The organism is Candidatus Zixiibacteriota bacterium, from assembly GCA_029860345.1.
Classification (GTDB): Bacteria; Zixibacteria; MSB-5A5; order GN15; family FEB-12; genus JAJRTA01.
The window spans coordinates 101774-125048 of the sequence record JAOUBJ010000001.1 but is presented as its reverse complement, the minus strand read 5'-3'; the positions used below and the strand labels follow the sequence as shown (position 1 = coordinate 125048).

The 23275-nt window shown below is 54.6% G+C and carries 16 protein-coding genes and 1 tRNA gene; 9 read left to right on the top strand and 8 right to left on the bottom strand.

Annotation, left to right across the window (positions count from 1 at the left end):
• The first annotated feature begins 13 nt into the window (after window positions 1-13).
• Together OEV49_00360 and lpdA are read left to right on the top strand one after the other, a co-directional pair.
• Window positions 14-922, top strand: a complete 909-nt coding sequence (locus OEV49_00360) for a hypothetical protein (GenBank protein MDH3889509.1) — start codon at window positions 14-16, stop codon at window positions 920-922.
• A 126-nt stretch (window positions 923-1048) separates the two neighbouring features.
• Window positions 1049-2425 carry a dihydrolipoyl dehydrogenase gene (lpdA, locus tag OEV49_00355; GenBank protein MDH3889508.1) on the top strand — a complete coding sequence of 459 codons (1377 nt, stop codon included), beginning with the start codon at window positions 1049-1051 and terminating at the stop codon, window positions 2423-2425.
• An 866-nt stretch (window positions 2426-3291) separates the two neighbouring features.
• On the opposite strand, the gene OEV49_00350 is transcribed toward lpdA, so the two are convergent.
• Window positions 3292-4164, bottom strand: a complete 873-nt coding sequence (locus OEV49_00350) for a GNAT family N-acetyltransferase (protein MDH3889507.1) — start codon at window positions 4162-4164, stop codon at window positions 3292-3294.
• A gap of 331 nt (window positions 4165-4495) precedes the next feature.
• Window positions 4496-6793, bottom strand: coding sequence for a protein kinase (locus OEV49_00345; protein MDH3889506.1), 2298 nt, complete (start codon window positions 6791-6793; stop codon window positions 4496-4498).
• Window positions 6794-6997: 204 nt separating this feature from the next.
• Here OEV49_00345 and OEV49_00340 point away from each other — a divergent pair, with 204 nt between their 5' ends.
• The 7 genes from OEV49_00340 to OEV49_00310 all read left to right on the top strand — a co-directional run bounded on the left by OEV49_00340 (window position 6998) and on the right by OEV49_00310 (window position 15644).
• Window positions 6998-7807 (top strand): DUF116 domain-containing protein, encoded by an 810-nt coding sequence (locus OEV49_00340; GenBank protein MDH3889505.1) that lies wholly within the window; start codon window positions 6998-7000, stop codon window positions 7805-7807.
• A 39-nt stretch (window positions 7808-7846) separates the two neighbouring features.
• Window positions 7847-7920, top strand: a tRNA-Met gene (locus OEV49_00335).
• Between the two features lie 233 nt (window positions 7921-8153).
• Window positions 8154-11624: a hypothetical protein gene (locus OEV49_00330; GenBank protein ID MDH3889504.1), complete on the top strand. Its 3471-nt coding sequence runs from the start codon at window positions 8154-8156 to the stop codon at window positions 11622-11624.
• 78 nt (window positions 11625-11702) lie between these two features.
• On the top strand, window positions 11703-12305 hold the full coding sequence (locus tag OEV49_00325; protein ID MDH3889503.1) for a hypothetical protein: 603 nt from the start codon (window positions 11703-11705) through the stop codon (window positions 12303-12305).
• On the top strand, window positions 12302-12781 hold the full coding sequence (locus OEV49_00320; GenBank protein MDH3889502.1) for a hypothetical protein: 480 nt from the start codon (window positions 12302-12304) through the stop codon (window positions 12779-12781). Before OEV49_00325 ends, OEV49_00320 begins: the two co-directional genes overlap by 4 nt.
• Window positions 12778-14310 (top strand): hypothetical protein, encoded by a 1533-nt coding sequence (locus OEV49_00315; GenBank protein ID MDH3889501.1) that lies wholly within the window; start codon window positions 12778-12780, stop codon window positions 14308-14310. Before OEV49_00320 ends, OEV49_00315 begins: the two co-directional genes overlap by 4 nt.
• A 38-nt stretch (window positions 14311-14348) precedes the next feature.
• Window positions 14349-15644 (top strand): MotA/TolQ/ExbB proton channel family protein, encoded by a 1296-nt coding sequence (locus OEV49_00310; protein ID MDH3889500.1) that lies wholly within the window; start codon window positions 14349-14351, stop codon window positions 15642-15644.
• Between the two features lie 94 nt (window positions 15645-15738).
• On the opposite strand, the gene OEV49_00305 is transcribed toward OEV49_00310, so the two are convergent.
• From OEV49_00305 to OEV49_00280, 6 genes are all read right to left on the bottom strand, one after another.
• Window positions 15739-17406: a protein kinase gene (locus OEV49_00305; GenBank protein MDH3889499.1), complete on the bottom strand. Its 1668-nt coding sequence runs from the start codon at window positions 17404-17406 to the stop codon at window positions 15739-15741.
• A 66-nt stretch (window positions 17407-17472) separates the two neighbouring features.
• Window positions 17473-19122 (bottom strand): protein kinase, encoded by a 1650-nt coding sequence (locus tag OEV49_00300; GenBank protein ID MDH3889498.1) that lies wholly within the window; start codon window positions 19120-19122, stop codon window positions 17473-17475.
• An 8-nt stretch (window positions 19123-19130) separates the two neighbouring features.
• A complete protein-coding gene (locus tag OEV49_00295) occupies window positions 19131-20921 on the bottom strand; it encodes a bifunctional serine/threonine-protein kinase/formylglycine-generating enzyme family protein (GenBank protein MDH3889497.1) in 1791 nt (596 codons plus the stop codon).
• A gap of 4 nt (window positions 20922-20925) precedes the next feature.
• Window positions 20926-21654: a metallophosphatase family protein gene (locus OEV49_00290; GenBank protein MDH3889496.1), complete on the bottom strand. Its 729-nt coding sequence runs from the start codon at window positions 21652-21654 to the stop codon at window positions 20926-20928.
• A gap of 195 nt (window positions 21655-21849) precedes the next feature.
• Window positions 21850-22098 carry a hypothetical protein gene (locus OEV49_00285; protein ID MDH3889495.1) on the bottom strand — a complete coding sequence of 83 codons (249 nt, stop codon included), beginning with the start codon at window positions 22096-22098 and terminating at the stop codon, window positions 21850-21852.
• A gap of 255 nt (window positions 22099-22353) precedes the next feature.
• Window positions 22354-23178 carry a hypothetical protein gene (locus tag OEV49_00280; protein MDH3889494.1) on the bottom strand — a complete coding sequence of 275 codons (825 nt, stop codon included), beginning with the start codon at window positions 23176-23178 and terminating at the stop codon, window positions 22354-22356.
• Window positions 23179-23275 lie beyond the last annotated feature (97 nt).

Sequence of the window (23275 nt, the reverse complement as noted above, 5' to 3'; positions counted from 1 at the left end):
TTTGAAGATTGTCATGCGAACCGCCATCCTGATACTAATTGTCGTTGCCCTGGTCGTTGCCCTGGTTCAGGCTTTGCCCGTTGTGGCTTTGGCCCAGGGTTCGATCTTCGGGTCGGTAAATCGCGGCGGGGGCAGTGTCCCTGACAACGGCCAGGTCAGCTTCTTCGGGTATCTCGACGACACCGACGAGGAGATTCGAGTCGAAACGTCGGTAGGCGCAGGTTATGACGCCGGCAACTGGTTTGATGATTTTCAGAATTACCAGACTGAAGCAGCCGGCAATCCGTATGACTTTCACTTTTTCGATCTTGGTCAGGGCGAGGGATTCGTGCTTTCCGGTTTGATCCCCAACAACTCATTTCACCAGGAAAACGTCACCCTCGGCAGTGTGAACTGGCCGGAGCCACCGACAATACTTTCTCACGAGTTCATCTCAGGGGAAAGTGTCGAAATCGTCTGGGATGACGACCCCGTTACAACTGTGCATGTATATCGACGGACTCTGCCGTCCGAAGGATCGTTTTTCCGTCTTGACGATCCAGTGGGCTCATTGGCCAACCCCGGAGTGGCAGGGGATAGGTTTGCCGATGCAAGTGTGGACACTGCGATGAGCTACCAGTACTTGCTGATTGCCGAAGATGCCGCCGCCCAGCTTAGCCGACATTCGGATATTGTAACAGTGAGTTTTGAGGGAAACTGCTGTAACCTGCGCGGCGACATCGACCACTCCGGCGCTTTGCCGCTGGATATCGGCGACCTGGTGGCGCTGGTCGATTATATGTTTACCGGCGGCGCCGAACCGGTCTGTCTGGTGGAGGCTGACGTCAACGGCGACGGTCTACCGACTATCGACATCGGGGACCTGGTGTACCTGATCGATTACATGTTCCTCGCCGGCCCGTTGCCGCCTCCCTGTCAGTAAGCTGAGGAACAGTTATCGATAATTCGTTGTTTGTCTCTTGCCAATATGATCGAAGCGTGCTAATTTGGGCGTCCGAAGAAAGCCCGGAGAGTTTTAGGAGTAACTGACATCGACACTTATGATATAGTGATAATCGGCGGCGGCCCGGGTGGCTACACAGCCGGCATCCGAGCGGCTATCAAAGGCGCCAAAGTGGCCGTGGTTGAAGTCGACCGTTTAGGCGGTGTCTGTCTGAATAAGGGCTGTATCCCTTCAAAAGCGCTAATCGCCTCGGCCGTTCAATATCAGAAACTGAAAGAGGCTCAGTCTTTCGGCCTCACTCTGGGTGGTGCGCCCGGTTACGATTGGACGGCGATGCTTGCGCGCAAGGAGAAGATTGTCGGTTCGCTGGTGGGAGGAATTGGGCAATTGTTCAAATCACACGGCGTAACTCATTATCAGGGTTTCGGCCGGATTGCCGACAGCAAGCATCTGATCATCACCGACGAAGACGGCCAGGAGACCAAAATCAAGACGGCCAACATCATTGTTGCTACCGGTTCGCGAGCCATGAACATACCGACCTTCCCGATTGACGGCGTGCGAGTCCTGACTTCAGATCATCTGTTGAAAGCTCAATCACTTCCGGAAACTATCCTGATAGTCGGCGCCGGTGTGATCGGGTGCGAGTGGGCTTTTATGTTATCGATGTTGGATGTAAAGGTGCAAATGGTGGAAATGCTGCCTCGGGCCTTGCCACTTGAGGATGCTGATGTTTCTAAGCTGATCGAACGTGAGCTCAAAAAGGTCAAGACAAAACTCTACACAAATACAAAAGTAGAATCAATGCAACCGGGACCATCGGGGGTCAGCGCCAGGCTGTCCAACGGCCAGACAATTGAAGCCAATCAGGTTCTGATGGCAGTGGGACGTTCTTTCAACACCGAGGAACTCGGGCTGGTCGATCTTGGGGTCAAACTGAACAAGAACGGCTCGATTAAGACCGGCGCGGATATGCGCACCAGCCACAAGAGTGTTTTCGCAATCGGTGATGTCCGCGGGGAAATCATGCTGGCCTACACGGCCGTTCACGACGGCGCCGTGGCGGTCGACAATGCCCTCGGCGGCAAAGTGAAGAGAGACTACTCAGGCGTTCCCTCGGTGATCTTTACGCACCCCGAAGTTGCTTCGGTGGGATTAACCGAAGAGCAGGCGGCTGAGAAACATAATGTTGTCACCAGCAAGTTTCCCTTGCGCACGCTCGGTAAAGCGCACGCAGAAAATGAGATTTCCGGCGAAGTTAAACTGGTCGCAGATAAAAAGACAGATCGATTGCTCGGCACCCACATAGTCGGAAGCCATGCCACGGAGATTATCCACACCGCGGCTCTTGCCGTCAAGCAAGGTCTGACCGTGCGCCAACTTGGTGAGTTGATCTTCGGCCACCCGGTGATCTCCGAAGCGCTGATGGAAGCCGCCCACAATCTCCACAATTCATCGGTTCATCTGCCGCGCAAGAAATGAGCGCACTTTCTGCGCCCCCACAGATACGGCGATTAGAGTCGTAGGTCGATTAATGTCGGCTTCGTAAACGTAATCCCTTGAATAACTGCCGATTAGGTTCATGCCCTGTGGTCATGATGTCAAACATGGGCGCAACAACTGCGTTCGACCCGGATTCAGTGAATCGAAGCTAAACGCTATCGAGTGTTTTAATGAATTGGTATTCAACAAGTTAGTCCGTTTTATCGGCGGCGGCTCAGAATCGGCACACAAGTTGTTATATATAGACTCGAAGTTAGTTACTCTAGATACAGTATGGCGGTGAAGGGTATCTTAGAGGTGGGGTCTGAAGGAGTTCCATTGTGAGGGTGGAACTCCTTCGTTTTTATTAAGGACATTTTCAGGGCGCATATTGGCCAACCTGTGAAGTGGCGGTGCGTGTCGAATGTCCTCGTGCGCTACGTGGACACAGCGGCAGCCAATTCGGGAGTGGTGTCGTGGCGACCCCGCCCGACGCCCCGCGCCACGCGGGGTTTCTCGCACTTCGCGGCGATAAATCGCTATCTAGTTTGTAACCTCACCCTGAGCGGAGTCGAAGGGTGACCCTGATTTCATCATTCACCGGCCGTCGCACGAATTGTGCGAAGAATGAAGGTCATCTGACAACATTGGCAATGAGATTGCCGCGTCGTCCCGCGGGGCGCGGGACTCCTCGCCTTGACGCGGACGGAGGTTTACGAATTGCCGCCCACGAGCATTCATCCACGAATGAAATGTTGCGCGGGGTCCTTTCCCGCGGAAGGCGGGATGAGACCCTGCGCCCCAGCTCCCAGCAGGGTCACACCTTCACCCTCGGTGTAGTCAGGACCCTGCTGAACATAGTGAGGTTATCCACGTATCGAGTAGGGAAAGACAAACTCACCGTCCAATTGGAAATCGTCGCTGACAAACAACACGTCATCCTCAGCCCTGGTCCTGGTCGACTTGCTCAGGCCGAGGCGGTCGGCGCAGAACAAGAAGTCGATTTCCCTTTTGTTGAAGTGCGCCAGGAATCCTTCGATAGCTGAAAGCTCGGGCATTTTGGTGGCCACAATGTCATGAATCCGCAGCCGATCTTCTACCTCCTCGGCAACGACCAAGGTATCGATGTCATCCAGGTAATACGTTCGGTTCTGGTAAACATAGAGAAACATGAACATCAGCAACTTGGGCGTGTGAAATCCGAGCCTGTCTGAGACCATCTCTCTTTCGTGCGCCAGCCGTTCGACAATTGAGTAGTCGGACACTACGTCCAGGTTCAGCTTTCTGAAGCTATGAGAAGTCTCATCCTTGCCCAATGGGCTTACTACTGTTTCGTAGAACTCCGGTTGTCTTTTCAAGCCCAGTCTCTCATAGAAGCCCGCTGCTGACTCGTCGGTGAACAGAAAAACGAAATCGCATCGCGGGCGAATCCACGCCTTCGCCCGATTCCAGATTTCTCTCTGGATACCCAGTTTCCGATACTCCGGAAGTGTGCCGACTGTCAGTAGCTGAGCGCCCAGTTTGTCCCTGCCGTCGACTTTCATTTGTGAAGGATAGACGCAGATTGAGGCGACACACTCACCGTTGACGAATGCAGAGAAAGGTGTGTACTGGTCATCCCAAAGTCCCCGCTCTTTCCAAAGAGTAAAGTCAAGTCCGAAAACGGCTATCGCGTAGCGCTGGAACGATGCTATCGCATCAGGCTCGCCGAAGTAGTTGCTGTGATATTCAATATTCATCTATCCTCCAGTTCGACCGTGTAATCCTCAATACCAGACCGTTTCGTGGTCGGTCTACATCCTCGTGCGGCGACGCTCGTCATGCTGAGCGCAGTCGAAGCATGAGCAACCGCGGCCGACGTCGATGTCCGCCGCACACGGGTTGGGCCAATGGTAATATGGTTTGCTCTCTTGCGCAACAGTCCTTGGTCGCGGTGGGTCTTGACTGAAGTAGGGCAGAACCGCTTTTGGTTCTGCCACGCCGGGTGCCCCATAGCTTGCTGTGGCTCTAGATGGCGGAACCGCTAATCCGCCGCGGCGGACGCCCTGCAAGAATTGTTAAGCGCTGGTTCTAAAGGCTGCCGCTACTTTGCGCGGCCACTATCGCTTCGAGTATCGGTGTCGGGATTCTATCTGTGGTCGGTCCGGCCTGTTCCCAGATCAGATATCCGTTGCACAACAGTCTAACCGAGGGCGTGCCGGTGCAATCAAAGTAGTTCCAGGCGCGCCCATTCTCTTTGAATGCGGCGAAGCTAATCTCTCTATCCTCGATATACCGTTCGACCTCGTCCTCGGTGGTATTCTTGCTGACCTTGGTTAGTCCTACTACGTTTAATCCGAATTGATCGTACTGCCTGTTGACTTTGTCAAGTCTGTCCATGCCTTGGGCGGAAAACGGACACCAGGTTTCAAAGAAAATCAATAGTTGGAACGGTTCGCTCTCCAGATCAAAGGTGCCCTGAAAGACGCGCTCAATTCCGAAAGTGTCGGGCACTTCGCGGTATCCATAAACAGCTTTAGCCGAGTCAATATTGCCCTCAAGAATGTGAGCCGCAGACAGACAGCTCTTGGCGTACCTGACGTTGTAGTGACTATCGCCATACGCTCGTTTGGCTCTGTTTAAGGCATCTCGAGCCAAGCCTTCAGCTTCTGCAACCCGTCCGTCCTCTAACAAGAGCCAGGCGAATTGTAATTGCTCGTACACCGTTCTGGATGAGTCAACACCCAAATGCTGTTTAAGGCCTGTCCATGCTTCTTCTGATAATCGCCTGGCATCATTCATGGAGCCTACCGCTTCGAGGGCACCAGCAACCCGTCCCTTGCAGTCCAGCACGTCTATGTCGGTGTCTCCCCAGCGATTGATACAGGCCGCCAACATGGCTCTCTCGTTGTTCAGTTTTTCATGCCTGTCGTTGAGCACGCTGTATGCGAGGGCCAAATCCCCCCGGATAGCCAGAGTTTTGTCGTGTGATGGACCCAGCGCTCTCTCTCTCAGCCTTAGGGCCGCGAGCAACTCTCGTTTCCACGGTTCCCAATGTCCGATGTTTCCATAGGCCATGCCCAAAGACCAACGAAGATCCGCCTCGACCTCAGGATCGTCCGGGAAAGCCCCGGTGAGTTTCTGGCTGGCCCGATCCAAAACATCCAACACGGTGGTTTGGTCACCGAATCCGGGAGGGAAGGCCGAGGTCAGCACATCGGACAGGAACTGTTGTCCTTTGGCAGCCTTTTGAGATGCGAGTTCGGCCTTCTGACGCTCCTCGTCCACTTGTACCAGCAGCGAAGTTGTCGTTATCACCCCGGCCAACAGAATAACAAAAGCAGTTCCGAGAAGTCCCATGACAACCTTATTGCGTCGCGCAAAAACGCGAGCCTGATAAGACCAACCGGTACGCCGTGCGACGATTGCATCCCCGGACAGGTATCTGCGAATGTCCTGGGCTAATCCAAAGGTAGACTGATAGCGCTCTTCGCGCTGTCGGGACATCGCCTTGTGAACGATCGCTTCCAACTCACCGTCCATTGCTTTGTCGTGGAGACCCAAACGACTGAAAGAACCGGACCGTACCTCCGAAGCAAAGTCAAACAGCCGGTCCGAACTGGTCGTGTAAGGCAGCTTTCCTGTAAGTAGTTCATAGAGTATCAGGCCAAGCGTATACACGTCACTGCGTGTATCGATGTCATGCGGGTCGGCATCAAACTGTTCCGGACTCATGTACTGAACAGTACCCAAGACCTGACCCACCTGAGTCTGCGCCGCAGCCTGCCTCATGTCGGCATCGGTGGCTCGCGCGACACCGAAATCTATTACTCGCGCCTGACCACTGGAATCGACGAGGATGTTCGACGGTTTCAAGTCGCGGTGAACGACACCTCTTTGATGACCGTGGTGCACGGCATCGCAAACCTGTAGAAACAGGTGCAAACGCTCACGCGCGTTCAATTGGGAGTCGCGCGCAAAATCTGTGATCCCTTTAGCGTTAGGAATGTACTCCATTGCGAAGAACGGCGTCTGAGTCCCCTTATCATCGAAAGAACCGGCCTCATAGATTTGGGCGATACCCGGATGCCTAAGCCGTGCCAACACCTGAGCCTCATATTCGAGCCGGGCCACTGCACTTTCGTCCCCAAGCGAACCCTTGACAATCTTGACTGCTACCGGTCTGCGTGGATTCTCCTGCAGAGCCTCAAAAACAGTTCCCATGCCGCCTGAGGCAATCACCCGTTTTATGACATACTGGCCAATCTGCCGGGGGTGCTGGTCGGAAAGATTGTCGGAGTCGGGGTCTATGTGGTGCGTACGAGTTTTGTCATCCGCATCCGGCTTGCGCCCAGAGTCATTGTTGTTATCAAGTTCAGAATCAGACATAGTCGTGTTCCCGGTTTTTGATACGTCACCTGGTTCTCAGTATCAGGAAATATACGGACACATTAAGGACTTTGCAAGTCCATATTCTGGCGTTTAGTGGCTTAACTCCCATCAGTTGGCTTTCGGTTCGTTGTTTCCTGGAGGTCTGCTATCGCTCGGAATTTGTCGATTGATAAATCCGGCCGGGCTGCGTATCTTTTTCAAATGGAAGAACAGACCAAAAAGTCGGATGTCAAAGATCGCAAGTTGGGCGACGAATGGGAGGATTGGGACGGCAGCGCCACCCCGGCATCGACTGAATCCAACGCACGACTATTCCTGGTCCTGTCCGTGCTGGCCATCGCCGGCCTTATCGCTGCGGTGGGTTTGTTCCTGTGGCTAATCAGCCCGCGCCTGTCGCAGTTCGGCACGCTGCTGCCGCGCGCTTTTGCCATCGCCTTTGGCTGTTTCGCCTTGGTCCTGTTTGTCTGGGTGGCTCTGTTTGCGTGGTCGGCGGCAACGCGTCGCCCTTTAACGAGATTGATCGTAGTCCCACGTCTGGTCAATCGGTTGTTGTCGCTGGTAATCGGGACAGGAAAACTCTTTGGCATTTCGTCTGACCGCTTGACCAACTCTTTTTTGAAAATCCACAATTTGTTTGTGACTGCCCTCCCTGCCCTGATCCCGCCTGAGCGGCTGTTGATTTTGGCGCCACGATGTCTCACGCGCGACAATAACATCAGGCTACGACGACTGCGTGATGAATTCGGTTTTCACATGGCTGTGTGTGATGGTGGCACGGCCGCTCGTCAGAAGATACGGGCGGTGAAACCGCGACTGGTTCTGGCCATTGCCTGCGAACGGGATTTGATTTCGGGTTTCAAGGAGATCAATCCCTTTGTGCCGGTAATAGGTTTTCCCAATCAGCGCCCGGAAGGACCTTGCAAAAACACGTGTATAGACCTTTCGTCGATCGAGCGGACGGTTCGTAAGTGCCTGGGAGTGTCGCCGGAGGATCGGCTTGAAAACGGTTGACAAATGCCGATATTGGTATAGATTGACGGGTTCGAAAATGGCGGTGTAGCTCAGCTGGTTAGAGCAGTGGAATCATAATCCACGTGTCCGGGGTTCAAGTCCCTGCACCGCTATTGTTTCCTTTCATGCCGTCGATCATCATGCAGGAAATCAACACCTTTGCGGAAACCGGCTTGTGAAAACCTGGTGACGCGCCAAAGGCGATGACTTCGGCACAGCCCACCACCGAGAATCAGCTTGCCATAATGGGGCCAAGCAACTATCATGAAACCGACTATCTGTACAGGCTGAAACAAACCAAGTGTCGTTCTAGACATGAACATTTGTTCGGAGGGAGAATCCCATCATGCGCTCAAAATCCGTGGCTGTTGTCATTGTCGGGATCGTTGTTGTGTTTGCGATAATACTGTTCCTCGGTCGGGATACACAGAGTTGGAAAGACCAATACCTGGCCGACATTGAAGACGTTATCAGCAAAGAGGGCTCGAAAATAAGCAAGGAATCAGCAGCCGGGCTAAGGCGGCGGTCGGCGGAACTCGTCCAGGAGGAACTGCGCGACACACCTGCAGATGCGGAAATCGCGGCTACCAAAGCCGACCTCAATGAGGTCCGAGAAGATCTGAAGACATTGGCGAATTCGATCTCGGCATCTCCGGACGTGGACAAGGACAGCGTCAATCAGGCCCTCGAAGAAATCGCAACGGATTTGCTCGATATCAGCCATCTGCCCAAGAAGGACGGCGACCGAATCCTCAGCAATATCGAGGAGGCATCCCGGGCGCCGGATGTTGAGCAGGCGCAGGCCCAAATGTGGAGGGCAGCCGCGACCGTCGACACGGTCCTGGCCAACAAAGAGCTTGACTCCGAGATCGAGGTTTTGCGGAACAGCCAAAAGCTGCTCAACGGTATGACACCATCCGGTTTCGAGCAACTCTTGACACAACGGGGAAAGATCACCGAACAAGAGGCGATAGAACAACTCGAGCGCCTCAGCAAAAACCAGGATCCTGATGTCCTGAAACGCAATGTCCAGGAGGCAGCGAACCAGATACAGGCACCGCTCGGTCATCTGGCCCGACAGGAAGTGGAAGCGGTCACCGGTGACAAGCAATTGGCGGCCAAAGTCTACCGGGAGTTCCGAGAACGGCTGGCAAACGCCACCGTTGAGGATATCGACAATCTCCGCAAAGACATCGTGGACTTTACCAAGAATGCAAAACCGACCCTTGATCGCGAAACGGTAGAGAAAGTCGCCGACAAAGTCCTTGAGCATGTACCGATGGACGAAGAGACCCGTGACCTCTTAAAAGACGGCAAAAGCTTCGCCTCGGAAACAACGGATTTTCTTGGGCAAGTGAGCGGTGGGGCCGACAAAGAAGCTCTGCAAAAGAGCGGCCAGGGAGTCTTGAACACGGCCAAAGGACTGGGTGACAAACTTCAGAACAAGGCGAACAAGGCCGGTCAGGCCGCTGAGCGAGCCGAGAAGTGCGTCTACCAAAAGGGCAGAATGATAGACAAACAGGTTCAGAGACGAGAAGAACTGGGGGACTACCACTATCAGCTACGGGCCGATTCGGCAAAATGTGCCGGTCGGTTGTTTCACAGCGAGAATGAGGACTTCTGCATAAAGGTGGCGTCTGATATCGGCGACGTTCGTCGGGAGTTGATCGACAACAAGCATGAAATCTCTCGCCTTGAACAAGAGAGACAAGAATGCGAAAAAGAGCGAAAGCGTCAGGAACGAAAGAAAAAGTTGATGATGGCCCTCAAGCTGTCGCTGGCGGCGCTCCTGTTCGCTTTTGCACTGGCCCTTGCTCTTAGCGGCAACCTGGCCCTGGCGGCGGCCTTCTTTATTGGCGCCATGGCCATGTTGGGCGGCGGAAACCCCCAAGGCGGGTCCGACGGCAGCGACGGTGGCAACGGTGATGCCAGCGCGACGCAGCAGCAGCAAGGGCAAAACGAGGGGGGCGGCCAGGGTGAGAGTTCCAGCGAGGGGGGGACAGGCGGAGAATACAGTCCGTCCGGCGGCGGAACCACCGGCGGCCAGGGCCAGAGCACTGATGGCGGCACCTCGGGCGGCGAAAACCAGTGGACCGGTCGAGAGTCGGAATACCCATCCGGCCAAGGTCAGAGTCAAAAAGAAGGAGACCAGGGTGAGACCCCGAGCACTGGTCAGCAGACCGATCCGAGCACTGGTCAGCAGACCGATCCGAGCACTGGTCAACAGACCGATCCGAGCACTGGTCAGCAGACCGATCCGAGCACTGGTCAACAGACCGATCCAAGCACTGGTCAAGCGACCGATCCGAGCACTGGTCAAGAGACCGATCCGAGCACCGGTCAGCAGACCGATCCAAGCACCGGTCAGCAGACCGATCCAAGCACTGGTCAAGAGACCGATCCAAGCACTGGTCAAGAGACCGATCCGAGCACTGGTCAGCAAACCGAACCGGCCGGGTGGGAGCACCTGGGTGACGGCATGGGCCTTGAGGACTTACCCACGGTAACCGATCCGAACACCGGCGAAACACTTGAGGGCCTACCTTTGGCCACAAACGGTCGGCGCTATTCCTTCCACCTGGACCGTGCGCACAGTTGTATCCTGGTGTACGACGCCTATGAGGAGGCCTTCGCCTACGCCTTCCGGGATAACGCCACGGCGGAGCGTCGCGATCCATCGGCGGGGCCGATCCGTTCAAAAGCAGAATCTACTGCTGTCTACAGAATGCAGGATGCCTACCTTTGCGGTATAGCGCCAAGTGCAACGCGTGGAGGGCTGGTGACTTTCATTGATGCGCGCAGCGGCGTTTTTGTGCAAATGTGGATCCACAGCTATCCCGACTACAAGGATCGACTGGACGATCTTCCTCGGTCGAGGCAGGATGTACTCAATGATCAGTGTGTCACCATGTCCAACCCCCAGGCTTGCTGTGACAGCTTGTTGGACAGTTTGGTCGACATCATGACCTACGATCCGATCACCGGTCATACCGCCGATGTCGACAGCGTCAACGACGGCGCCTTCTCGGTCCCTGTGAACCCCGGTGAAGACTACGAACTGGTCAGTCTGGCTGACGCCATGGTGGTTCGCAATGGCCTCACCGGTCAAGATGAGTACTATTGCCGCATCCCGGATTCGATCCGGCTGGGTTTCATCTGTGGAGTTTCCGACCGAGACGGTCAGACGTCGCTCGACGTTTTCACCCTCGAAGGGTATTCTGCCACGCTCGAATTGCGTCCCTATCAAGACCTAGACTTGACATCACACACCGGCGTGCAGGTGCATCACAGTCTCCAGTGCGATGCCAAGAACACAGGGGATATGACCGAATGCTGCCGGTATATCGAGGACAACTGGCCGCCACCAGCAGATCCGCCACCGCCACCGCCGCCTCCGGACACCAACGGAGTGGAACCGGCGGAGCCGGATTCCACGGAACCGACGGAGAAGCCGGAGGGTGAGGGCTCCACCACCGTTGAAGGTAGTGATGGGAATAGCTACCAGTTGAAGTATTTCACCGATCCTAACAGCAAATACCGATTTGTGGTTGTAGATGACAATGGCCATCAGGTTTACTTCGGCGCCCGGGACCTGCCGGTATACGATCTTGACAATGACGTAGTACTCTCCGACCTCAAGCTGAAAAAAGTCTGTTTGCTAAGGGTCGATGATGTGAGCTACAAGTACAGGAACCACCTCCTTGCTGTGGACGCACAAAACAGGACCGTGATATATCCACTTCAAAAGGTGGGTGAACCGATCAACGATAAACTCGATATAGAGATTCTACATTCGGTAACAGAAGAATGTCAGTGACCCGCGGCAAAGTAACTGGTATGGACATGGTCAGACGCGGCCCTCCGTAAGCTGCGCCGTAGTTCTTCAGGTGGTGATATGTCAACAGCGCTTATGGACATATTGTCCTGCGGTTTGGCCGCAGTGATAATCCTGCTCATTATCGCATTGAGTACATCGGAATCGCAAGGTGAACAGAATCTCCGGGCTACCCTTTATGAGGTGACGATTCACAATAACCACAGACTGGTGCAAGAAGCAAACCAGGATGTGATCATGACCGTGCACGGTTCCCGTACCGATACGGTGGTTCTCGACCAGATAAACGCCACCAATCCGGCCATCGACTACCTGGTGCCGTTGCCTCAGGCTCTGGACTCGGCCATGTCGGTGCGGGTTTATCGTCCACTCCTGCACGAGGATCACCGGATTAGGGACATACTGGTGATTATTGCGCCCGACGCACTCCCGGCGGAGCGAGGTCAGCTTCGGTTCGAGTTCAAGATTACCAATGAGCATGACTACACCACTCTTGCCCCGTATTATTATGAAGCCCGGGTGATTAGCGATCTTGATCAGGTACCGGAAACATTTCGGTTCTCCGACAGCTGTGACGGCGAAACGACCCTTCAGTTAATTTTCAGCGCTAAGCCCAACGTGAAAGTGCTGTCCGGCGATCAAGTGTTCTGGAGGTATCGATGAAACGCCGCAGCAGAGTCGCCAGGGCGGGCCTATTGATTACTTTTTTGGATACCCTGTGCAATGCCCTGGCCGCGATTCTGATCATCGCAATCATACAAATGCACCCCAGTACCAAGACCGCGGAAATCGAGGGGTTCTCCCATGTGACCGTGTTCATTCCCAATAACACGGCCGGTGTCGAACTTGCCATGTATGCGCTCATTGACTCCACGACGATTGACTCCGAGGAATCCACTCGCCAGGCGAAGGTTCCGTTTCTCACCAGGCGTGGTTCCGTGACAGCGCTGATCACCCCGGCGGTGAAGGATATCACCGAACTAGGTGTCTTTCTCAAACGCTTCACCATCAACGCTCCGGAGACCGTTGTCGTGGTGGTGGATGCGTGCGTGGCGGGATCAACTGCACGTACAGATTCACTCTTGTTGCGGGCAGATGAAGCCTATTCGGCCCCGATAAGAAAGGAGTTGTTCCGATGATGAATGCATGGCGCTACTTTGTGGTGGTTGTCTTGGTGATAATCGTCGCTCACGAGTTACCGGCACAGTCCGGTCCCAGGCTGGACCCCATGATGGCCGGTGACAATACGGTGAGCCTAACCGTGCCCCGTACCGACTACATCCTCAGCCGGTTGGCTCCCGAATCAAAACTGTTCGAGTCGGACAGCGGTCGGATTATCTTCGATCGAAGCGGTTATTGGTTCTTTCTCAACCTGGATGAGAACGTCATCGTGCAAATCGAAAACAAGTCTGCCAGATGGAAGCGTTTTTTGGAGCGTGTACTCTTTGTCGACACTCCGGGGCGGGTCTATCGCAGCCTCACCACCGAACTTGAGTACAATTTGTCCGCTCAGGAAGAGCAGGCTGTCATCGCGTTGATCGAGGCACTCCATGCGATCTTCTGCTATCTCCCTATCGAAGAGATCGACGCTATGTCAAAGAGTATGGAGCAAACCGCCGTTGACCTGGAATCCATCCGCAGCGAGGCGGAACTGAAAGAGCAAGAACGACGACGAGAGATTCTGAGTGAGAGATACGACCCCGACCGGCTGCCGCAAGAAGGGAAACTCATTTTCTATGACGACGAACTGATAGTGCTGGACGTGGAGAACGAGGTCATTTTCGTAGTTATGTTGTCATGCGATCAGCACAGCGCCAGGCGAATCACCGACCTCATCCGGGCTAAACGGTATGACGGTCTGACTGTTCGTACTTTCGAAACGCCTGCCTCGGTCTACTATTCTGCAACCGACATCGGTGGTGTGCGCTACCCCGACCCGGATTTCAAAATCCCCCAGGATTCTCTTATGGCGCGCGGGATTTTTCCGAAGGCCGCGGACCTGGACCGAGAACCACAGCAACCCCAGGGAGGCGGCCGCCAGGCGAACGTGGCCCAATGGGAGGAACAGTCCTTTCAAGTGCAGTTTTGCCCGATGGAACTGAAAGACACGGATGCCGGTTATCGCCCTCCTTCGTCGGTGGTGATTTTGGATGACGGTATTGGTGACGACCTCAATTCCTGGATCATCATCGCTGACCGTTCATGCTACAAATGTGGCGGTGTCGAAACCGGAAGCGAGGTCCAGATCATTGCACCCGCTTTGGACCAGCCTCTGCAGGTAGACTCTATCGTGACCGATTCGGCCGGCCTGGCATCGCCGATCTTACAGAGTGTTAGTCTGGCCATTAGTTTGCGTCGGAAGGGTACCATCACCGTTAACCGTCTTCGCACCATCGGCGAAACAGGATTCACGTTCATGTCGGATGCCGGCGACCCGGTCCTCGTTACCGGTGAGCATCGGGTAGAGCACAGCGGAGGCTTTGACCGAGCAGCCTTTGACAAATGGTACGCCCGCTGGAAGAGCAAGACAGTTCACAGGTTTGACGTTAGCGACACTGAATTGGTGGCCCGCATTTTCGATATGTGTGCCTCGAACTGGGAAGATTTCTTCAAACAAGATCCGCTGGCGCACCTTCGGCGAGAGCTTACAATTGTGGGACTTGAATAGACCGGGCCAGCCGGCCATCTGAGCATGAGGTAGATCAAGTGTTTAGTCACATTTCACACTGGATGAAAAGAAGCGTGGGACTTCAGGGATTCATCATCGTCATCGGCGCCCTGTTGATGACCAGGCTCTTCCTGGGTATGGTCGACAGAATGACGTTCGATCCCGTAAGCTGGGGATACACTGGCGTCGTCGGCGAGCCGTCCGACTTCGAGAGCAAGCTGGACGGCAAGATCACCACGCTTGACACTACCATGCTGACTCTCAACCCGGACCGGAAGTTTCGGATTACCGTAAGTGACACAACTTTCATAGCGGTAACCGTGCCCAGCGAACCGTTCGACGGTAACGCATACCTGGTGATCGTTCGGCGTCCGGGAGCACTGAGGCCTGATTCCCGTGAAGACACGTTGACACAGAAAGACTGGCGGTTCGAAGTGACGGCCGGAAGGCTGGGCCGCGACAATTCTATCGATACCGTTGCCGAAAGCAGTTATGATAGATTGACGGGCGTGCGTCGTTTTCAAGTTCGGAAAAAGCAGTTCGTCGTTGTTGCTCAGACTTGGGGGGATGACAACCCGGACGCTTTGCGATGGCTCCAAATCGTCCTTGAATCCGCCGAGTCCTCGGCCAGAGCCAGCATCCTGTTGTCCGGTTACATCCAGGCGTTGATCTATCTGTTCTCATTTATGGCTCTTGGTCTGGTGGCCCTGGAACTGATGGTGGTTTGGCGAAGCAGACGGACCTTTGCCAACCGCCTGTTGCTACCCAATCTGACCGAGGTCACTCCATTGTCTCAAATGCAGAGCCTGGTCAACAGTGTTCGCGGCGAACGCATGAAAAGACGATTGTCCGACGACATTTGTCCCAACGTCGTCCTGGACCTGGTAGAACCCGGATACAAACTACTGATGTCATACCGAGGTGAGGTCAATGCCGCCGAAGTGCACACGATACTGGACACGTCGAGCCAAACCATACTGGAGAAACTGAACACTCGATTCCAGATTCTGCGCTATTTCGTAATCACACTGCCGTCACTTGGGTTTATCGGCACCGTTCTGGGGATCGGCGAAGCGCTGTCGGTAACGGGTGTGATGACGTCGGCAGCCCCGGCGGCCGACCGGCTCTTGGCCAATTATGACTTGAGCGCCAACCTGCACGTGGCCTTTGACACTACGCTGGTTGGCTTGGTCGCCAGCATAGCTATAGGCTTTGTCGCCGATCTGGTGGAAACTCGTGAGACTTCGTTCGTTCTTCGAACCCAGAAGAGGATCATGGAGAACATCGGTAACGTGCGCAAAACGCAGGATGATACGGTGCGGCCGGCCGGATAGATCGGATGCGGTTTTTCCACTAACCGTGGCGTCCTTGTTCGGTTTACCGGTGTGAGCAGTTCCAAGGTCCAGTGACCTGGCGGCAAAGAAGTAATCACCTGCATGTAGCGTTCGAGGAGATTATGCCAGCTTGGCTCAGTTGGTAACATGAGTAGTAACTACGTAGAGCATAGATCGCCTTATTGAGGCAGTCGATATTCCTTTGGGCCTTCGCCTCCGCATTGTTCCAGCCTCGCCCAAATCGACCCGCTTCGCTTTCCCAATGGGTCGCCGAACTTCTGGCGGCCTTTAATTCGAGCTGCAAATCTTTGGCCATGCCAACGAGGTTGTTGTGTTTAATCCTGATGTCCTCTTTCTCGTTTTCCAGCCGTCGGACTACCCTATCCAGCCTTCCGTTCTCGTTTTGAGCGTCCTTGAAGTCAGATTTGAGTTCGCCATACAGCATGCTTTGATTGTCAAAGTCGGATGACAACTTCCTGTATCTTCCGTCCAGAGCATCGTAGCTCGTATTGAGGCTCCCGAGATCATCGCGCAAACCTGCCGCAGTGGTCTCAAGAGTACGCTTGGCACTTGCCAATCCTTTGGCGGAGTCAGATAACCGTTTACTCTCGGCCTCCGATTGTTCCAACTCCTCGGCAGTCCTATCGCGGTCCTCCTCAGTTTTCAGCAACTGATTGGATTGCTCGTATATCCGGCGCCCCTCATCGGTAAGTTGACTCACCGCCGAGTCCCTGTCGGCGCTGAGCTCACCGTATCGATCCGACAGCCTCCACCAGGCGTGTCCCGTGTATGAGTTGGTGACCAAAAGAACGGCACATGCGACAGCCAAAGCAATTACCAGACCTCGCTTGGCCGGTTGTGAGTCCGGCACGATTTCCATACCGCTGAGTACTTGCCCGGCCTTCTGGATCGCTTCATCGTCCTTGTCGGCCAGAGCCTGGATAGTATCGATTATGGCCGGTACAGTTGCCTGGCGGACATCGGGGTCACGTTCCAGCATCTTGTCGACGAGGGTTACCAAAACCTCGGGGCAGTCGGGTCGATATTGGCTCACTTTGGGCGGCTCCTCGTGCAGCTTCTGATAGCTGATGTCGCCCTGATAGAACGGGGGGCGACCGGCCAACATCTCGAACAGAATAATACCGAGCCCATACCAGTCACTTACTGCGCCGACTTTCCTGGTTTTTCCGCTCAGCAGTTCGGGCGCCATGAAAATCTGCGTTCCCGGCGGGCTTTGGTTGGACACCCTGGTGAAAGTCTCCTTCACTTTCCTGGCGATACCGAAGTCCACCACCTTCAATACGCCTTCGGTATTAATCATTATGTTGGCCGGTTTCAGATCAAGGTGCACGACGTTCTTCGAGTGTGCCACCTGAAGGGCCGAAGAGATTTGATGCACGATGTCGATGGCCTGATCGAAAGTCAGTTGGCTCTCTTCGCCCAGAATGTCTTCCACTGTCTTGCCCTCGATGAACTCCATGATCATCATGGGCATGTCTTCCTCGGTGTCCTCAAAGCGGTACATTCTAACGATGTGTTGATGGACCAGACTTACGGTGTGATCGAACTCCTGTCTGAGTTCCTTGATGCCCCGTGAATCCGATTTGAGTGCGGGGTGCAGCAGTTTCAGACATACATCCATGTCCTGGAGTTTGTCGTAGGCCCGGTACACTTGCGACATTAACGTAGAGCTTATGTGGTCTTTAACGATGTATCTGCCAAGGAACTCCGATCCTTCGGGAAACTTACTCCACTCTTTCATGACCCTACCTCCTGCATAAGTAGCAATTGCCGATTGCCCGAATTCTGAAACTTCAAAGTGGTGATCTTAGTTTGGTCCCCCATTTCCGTCCTTCTGAGTATTCTCCTTTTGGACACGACATTCATCAAGTTTGCCCTGAAGTTCGTCCATGACTGTCCGCAAGTGATCGATTTCGTCCTGCAATCTATCCCGGTTTCCTGAAGGCTCATCGAGTTTCGATTTGAGGATTTCAAGACTGTCGTTTAGCCCGGCGATCTGGCGTGAGTTTTCAGTAAGCTCGCGATCTTTGGCCTCCAACGTCCGTCTGGCCGATTCGAGATCGCCGGACAGGGTCTTTGCATTGGTGCGACTGGTGGTCAGCTCCCTGGAGAGTGTGCTGATAATCATTTCAAGCGAGTCGGTGAGAAGGCCAAGCCTTCGCCTCTCGTCATCCAGATTCTCCTGGAGCCGGTTGATTTCCCGTCGATTGGTAGTGGCAGTACGTTCAAGATCACCCCGTACTGCGTCAGCCGCTCTCTCAAGTGAGTCCTTCGTCGCCTGAGCCGAGGATTCGGTTCGGCGAAGTTCTTCCTCCAACTGCCCTGATTGCTTGGTTTGCTGCTGAAGTTCGTTATTCCTGTCCGACAGGGCGCTGGAGAAGGACCCGCGCAACTCGGTGATCTGGCCGGCCAACTCCTGTTCACGATCTCCGGCGCCCCAAAGAAGTAAGAACAACACGAGATTACCGATTGCCAAGATTGCCGCCGCAATCGGCCACACCAGTCGACGAGAACTGCCGTTGTTTGCTTTGAATTGTACGACTACCTTCCGCTTGCGATCCGGATTTGAAGGAGCCGCGGCCGTCTGGTCCTCCGCCGGGTGAGATACACTTGGCGCCGCCCTTACCGTGATCGTTCGATATGTCTTGTCGGTGAGAGCTTTCTGGACAAGTTCAGAATTGGTCAGCCTGTTTTCCGGGTCGGGAACGAGCATGTCCCGAAGGAGATCGTGCAACCATGAGTCGTCGGTTCCGGAGAGCCACGGCGAATCGAAGGCGTGGTCCTGTATCCGTTTGGCCACCGTGTCCCCGACAAAATAGGGGGGCAGGCCGGTTCGAGCCAACCATAAGACGCTGGCCAGGCTGTACCAGTCTGAAGCCGCATCAAACGGCTGACCACGCAGACGTTCAGGGGCCAGATGAATCTTATTGTCGAAGATATCTCCCTTGAGAATTCGGAACGACCTTTCGCGCAGTGCGGATGGGATTGCAGCATCCACCAGAGTGAAATGCCCGGCGTCAATCACTATGTTGCGGTCGTGGACGGCTCCATGGACCAGTTCGCAGTCGTGCAACCTCCGAAGCTGGTCAGTCATCTGGGACCCCATCCTTACGACATCGTCGAGATCGATACTTGTCTCGGCGACAAGCCGCGAGAGCAGCGAGTCGCCCCCTGTCCAACGGCGGATGAGGAGGTGGCTGCCCGCAAGTGCGAAACCAAGCTCCCCCAAGCGCTTTGTCAGACTCTCATCGAGAACATCGGTACCAAGCGAGGGCAACAACTCGCGCACATGATAAAACTCCTCCCGGCGATTGTGCTTGCAGATATAGGTAATGCCAAGTTTGCCAATACCGACCGGGTTCTGAACAATAAGATCGTCGCTGATTGATGCACCCGGGTCGCGGAGATCAAGTCCGGCCGAACGAAATAGGTCTGCCTGGCGTATGTCTGCATTCACGGAGGACCTCACATTCCTTTCAGAAAGTCTTCAAAATGTAGAGTGTCCGCTCTGGGAACTCTGATTACTCGGAATCCAAGAGCCTGCGGCTTCACCTGGGCACCACTCCTTCGAACGTGAATTTCACACATGGCTGCCGAATCCAGGTAGGACCCACCTCTGACAACGTGGGAATTCCCGCTCGGCGGCCCGATCGGATCGACACTGTTTTCTGGAGAACGAAAATAATCGGGATCGTAAAAGTCGAAGACCCATTCCGAGACGTTGGCACAGATATTGTAGAGCTCACGTGTATGCTTGTGCCTTCCCACCGGCATCGGACCGGTACCGGCGCAGTTCATCTCGGGTGGTTCATCTCCTTGGGGGTACTTTCGTACCGATCCGTCGCGCGCAGCAAACTCCCATTGCGCTTCGGTCGGCAGGATGTAAAGCGAATCCGCAGAAAGTCCGGACAACCATCGGCAATAGTCCATGGCCGATTCCCACCCGATCTCGGTCACCGGCAGGCTCGGGTCGGTGCCGGCTGAGACTACATATCGGTCACCCACAGGCACCACCGTGGTCGGGACATCGGGCTTACCGACGCTCACACCTTCGTGGCGATTGTTGAGAAATGCCATGTATTGACCTATGGTCGTTTCGTGCATGCTGATATAAAACTCCCGCGTGATGGATACCGGGTGCCATGGATTGTTGGCGTCCGAAGCGGCCTGCCGATCACCCATCTCGAACTCGCCCCGAGCCACGATAGCAAACTGGAGCCCCAGTGATCGACGCAATTCCGTCAGTCGGTGTTCTTCATACGCATTGACAGCGAACCAGATGGCAACCGCGATCAGGAATATCGGAACGAGAAGCAAGGACAGACGGGGGAGTAGGCGTTTGGCACGCTTGGACCTCACACCCTTCTTGAATCCTGCCAGGCTGGCTGTTGCGCGGGGAGTATTACTGGCAACCTGCGTGAGCATGTCGTGCAATCCGTCGATGCGTTTATCCGGGTCCTTGATCAAACCCAGATCAATGAATTGGGACACGAAGGGATGACGTGAAACTACCGACTTGTCCAGCGGCTGTGGGTTTTCGTGTATATGCTGGTGGGCCAGGTTGCCCACCAGAAAGGGTGGATCGCCCGTTAACAACTCATACATGATGCACGCCAGCGAGTAAAACTCAGATGCTCGGCTGTAGGACTTACCCCGTATGAATTCGGGAGCGGAATACAAGTGTCCGGTAGAGGGTGTGATGTTGGTAACCCGAGTGAGCATTTCCGTGACTGTTCGTGATACACCAAAATCGATAAGGGTTACTTTATTATCAGTGTCGATCAGGATCGACGCCGGACGTATGTCGCCGTGCAGTACTTTCTGTTTGTGGGCATAACAGAGGGCCAATAGACATTGCACCAGAACGGTTTCGGCAAACTTGGGTTTGGGATTGGTGCCGATGAATGTCAGCAGGGGCTTTCCATCTATCCGGTCCAGACACAAGAATTGCAGGTCGTCCACCCGATCCAACACCCGAACGCTCCAGGTGTTTGCGTGAGACAGGCGAAGTGAACGTTGGACCTCGGTAAGAATCCTGCCGGCGCTATCTTTGTCGGAGGCCAATATCTCCGGGAACAGCTTGAGTGTTATAGCGCGGTTTTCCGAATGATCGAAAGCCGATACGAAGACCCCGTTCTGGGTGTCAAGTAAGGTCTCATGCAGTTCAAATCTCCGGGGCAGCACTCTCTTGGCATAGAGCAATAGTTGATCCGGCTGATAGAACAACTCGGCGGCGCTATGTTTGTTCTCATCCATCAACTCAACCCCGGCCACTCAAGTAATCCGACAACTCGGACGGGAGACCCGCTGACCGCAGACCTTTAATCGTCGGCGCAGGATCATAGGGTATCAGTTCCAAACGCACCTCCCGCTTTTTCGGATCGAATATTACCACATGAGCCCCGGTATCGCCGTTCCTTGGCTGACCGACACTACCGACATTAATCAGATACCTGGAACCCTCGCGCAGCTTGATCTTATCGAAGTAACCGGCCGTCGTTCGCGTTCCGACCGAAAAAGCCATCGGCTGGTGTGTGTGTCCATAGAAGCACACGGGCGTATCCTGGACGGCAAGGGCGTTGACAGCCCGGTTGAGATCAATCACGTAGGTCCAGTCGAAGGGGTACATCAGAGAGGCGTGAACGACGCGAAACGGTACGGGACCGTCGACTCTGATTGACCAGGGCAATTGCTCTATGTACGCTCGATCTTCCGCCCGAAGGGTCTTCCGTGTCCACTCGATTGCCGCCGCCGCGGTGGGGCTGATGTGATCGAAATCAACGTTCTTCTGTACGTACAACTCGTGATTGCCCAGCACTGCCCTTGCTTTTTGTTCATTCAACAAGTCGATTGTCTCGCACGGGTTGGCGTAGTAGCCGATTACATCGCCCACCGAGTAATACTGTTCGACCCCGGACGATTCACAGTGGGCTATCACAGCCCGAAGCGCCTCCACATTCGCGTGTATGTCACCCAGAATAGCTATCACTTCTGTTGAAACCTCTCCCAGCTACAGGTTGCCAGGCCAAAGGCCCATGCGCCATCGAAAACGCTCAACTGCACGAGCCGGTTCAAATGACTAAATCGGATTGACTCTTTCACACGTAAACAAAAAGATTTGAGTTTCACACTCGGATGGCAATCGCTATCAATTTAAGCGACAGATCGCCGTTTCCCTACCCGATCATTTCGAGTACTTTACATAGAGATGCAGGGCTCTGAGCGATTTCACCAAAAACGGAATCAGAGCCATTCCGGCCGCGAGCAGCAAGAGTGGCAGGTTGATTTCGCTGGACACATAGGCAATAATGATAGCGCCCACAAGCCACAATGCGCCTTGAAACAGAAGACTTCTGGCCTGGCGACGCGCCCATACACGTTGCGCCTCCAGGTCCTCTGTGACAATCCTATGACTGCTTCGAAAGTCGTGCATCACAATCCTTCCCAAACCAGGTGACCATGACCGGGACATTGGCTGCTGCCTGGGTCTCTCCAAACGATTGCCTGCTGCCGGCAGGCCCGACCAATGGCGCCACGAGGATGCCGAGCGTTACGATGCCCGACTGGACGAATATACGGTGGAACGGACTTGGTGTCAAGGGTGGCGAAGGTGCGGTATCAAACGCGAACCACGCGATCCCGGATCGCGCGGTGTGGTCAGGTTGTCTCCGGCCGGGGGTTTGTCCGGTCATCTGGTTGGGTCGTCGGCCGTCGGTGGAGAGGTCGGCGGCGATGTTGTCGGAGGCTTAGTGGCTTGCGGGGAGGGCGATGTCGGTACATCCTTGTGCTCTTTGATCTTCTCTCTTCGTGCTTTCAGCATGCCAGCCGCTGCTCGCCAACGTTTGCGACCGAGGAGACCGAATAGGCTATAGGCGAACACCGCAAGAGCTATTACCTTCCCCACGCGAATTCCATTCAGCGCGACACTCTGCAGTTTCGTTGGGCTGTTGCCGGACCTTGATGCCACATCCGATCTAGACTCCTCGACCGGTACCGGTGGCAAGAATGTGGACATCTGGCCTATTGACGATTCGATCTCTTTGGGTGTATAGGCATCGTAAAAAGTGAAAGCGATGGGGCTGACCCCGAGAGCGTTTTTTGGAACTCCGAAAACGTGAATCTGCCAACTGTCGGGATCGGTCAAGCTGCCGGCCATGTATTCGATTGCCTCTTTGCGCAAGTTCGAGCCGGTCTGCGGGCGACAGAGGAGAATCAGTACGTTACGATGCGAATCTCCCATGTGGGCAGTTAATGAGTGAACCAGCATCCGGTCAAAAGCAGTCATTACAAGAGTGCTCCAGAGGATTTCAGATTCGAACGACCCCTCTCTAGTTCGTGACGAGTCGATGCTTGGTTGCAACTCCTGGATCAGTTTCTTCCTATCCGTTCGGGGTCCTATTGTACGGCTGAATACCGTTTGGGGATATTCACCAATGGCAGTGACCGTCACATGGTCGCCCGTTTTGGTCGCCGCACTCAGCACACGATTCGTGACATTGGCTATCAAGTTCATGTTCAGGCTATCGCCTGGATCGGTGGCGTCGACGAGAAGGTAGTAGTCAGTAGGTCTGTTATCGGTCGACGCACAGGATCAGTAGGACCGCTATGGT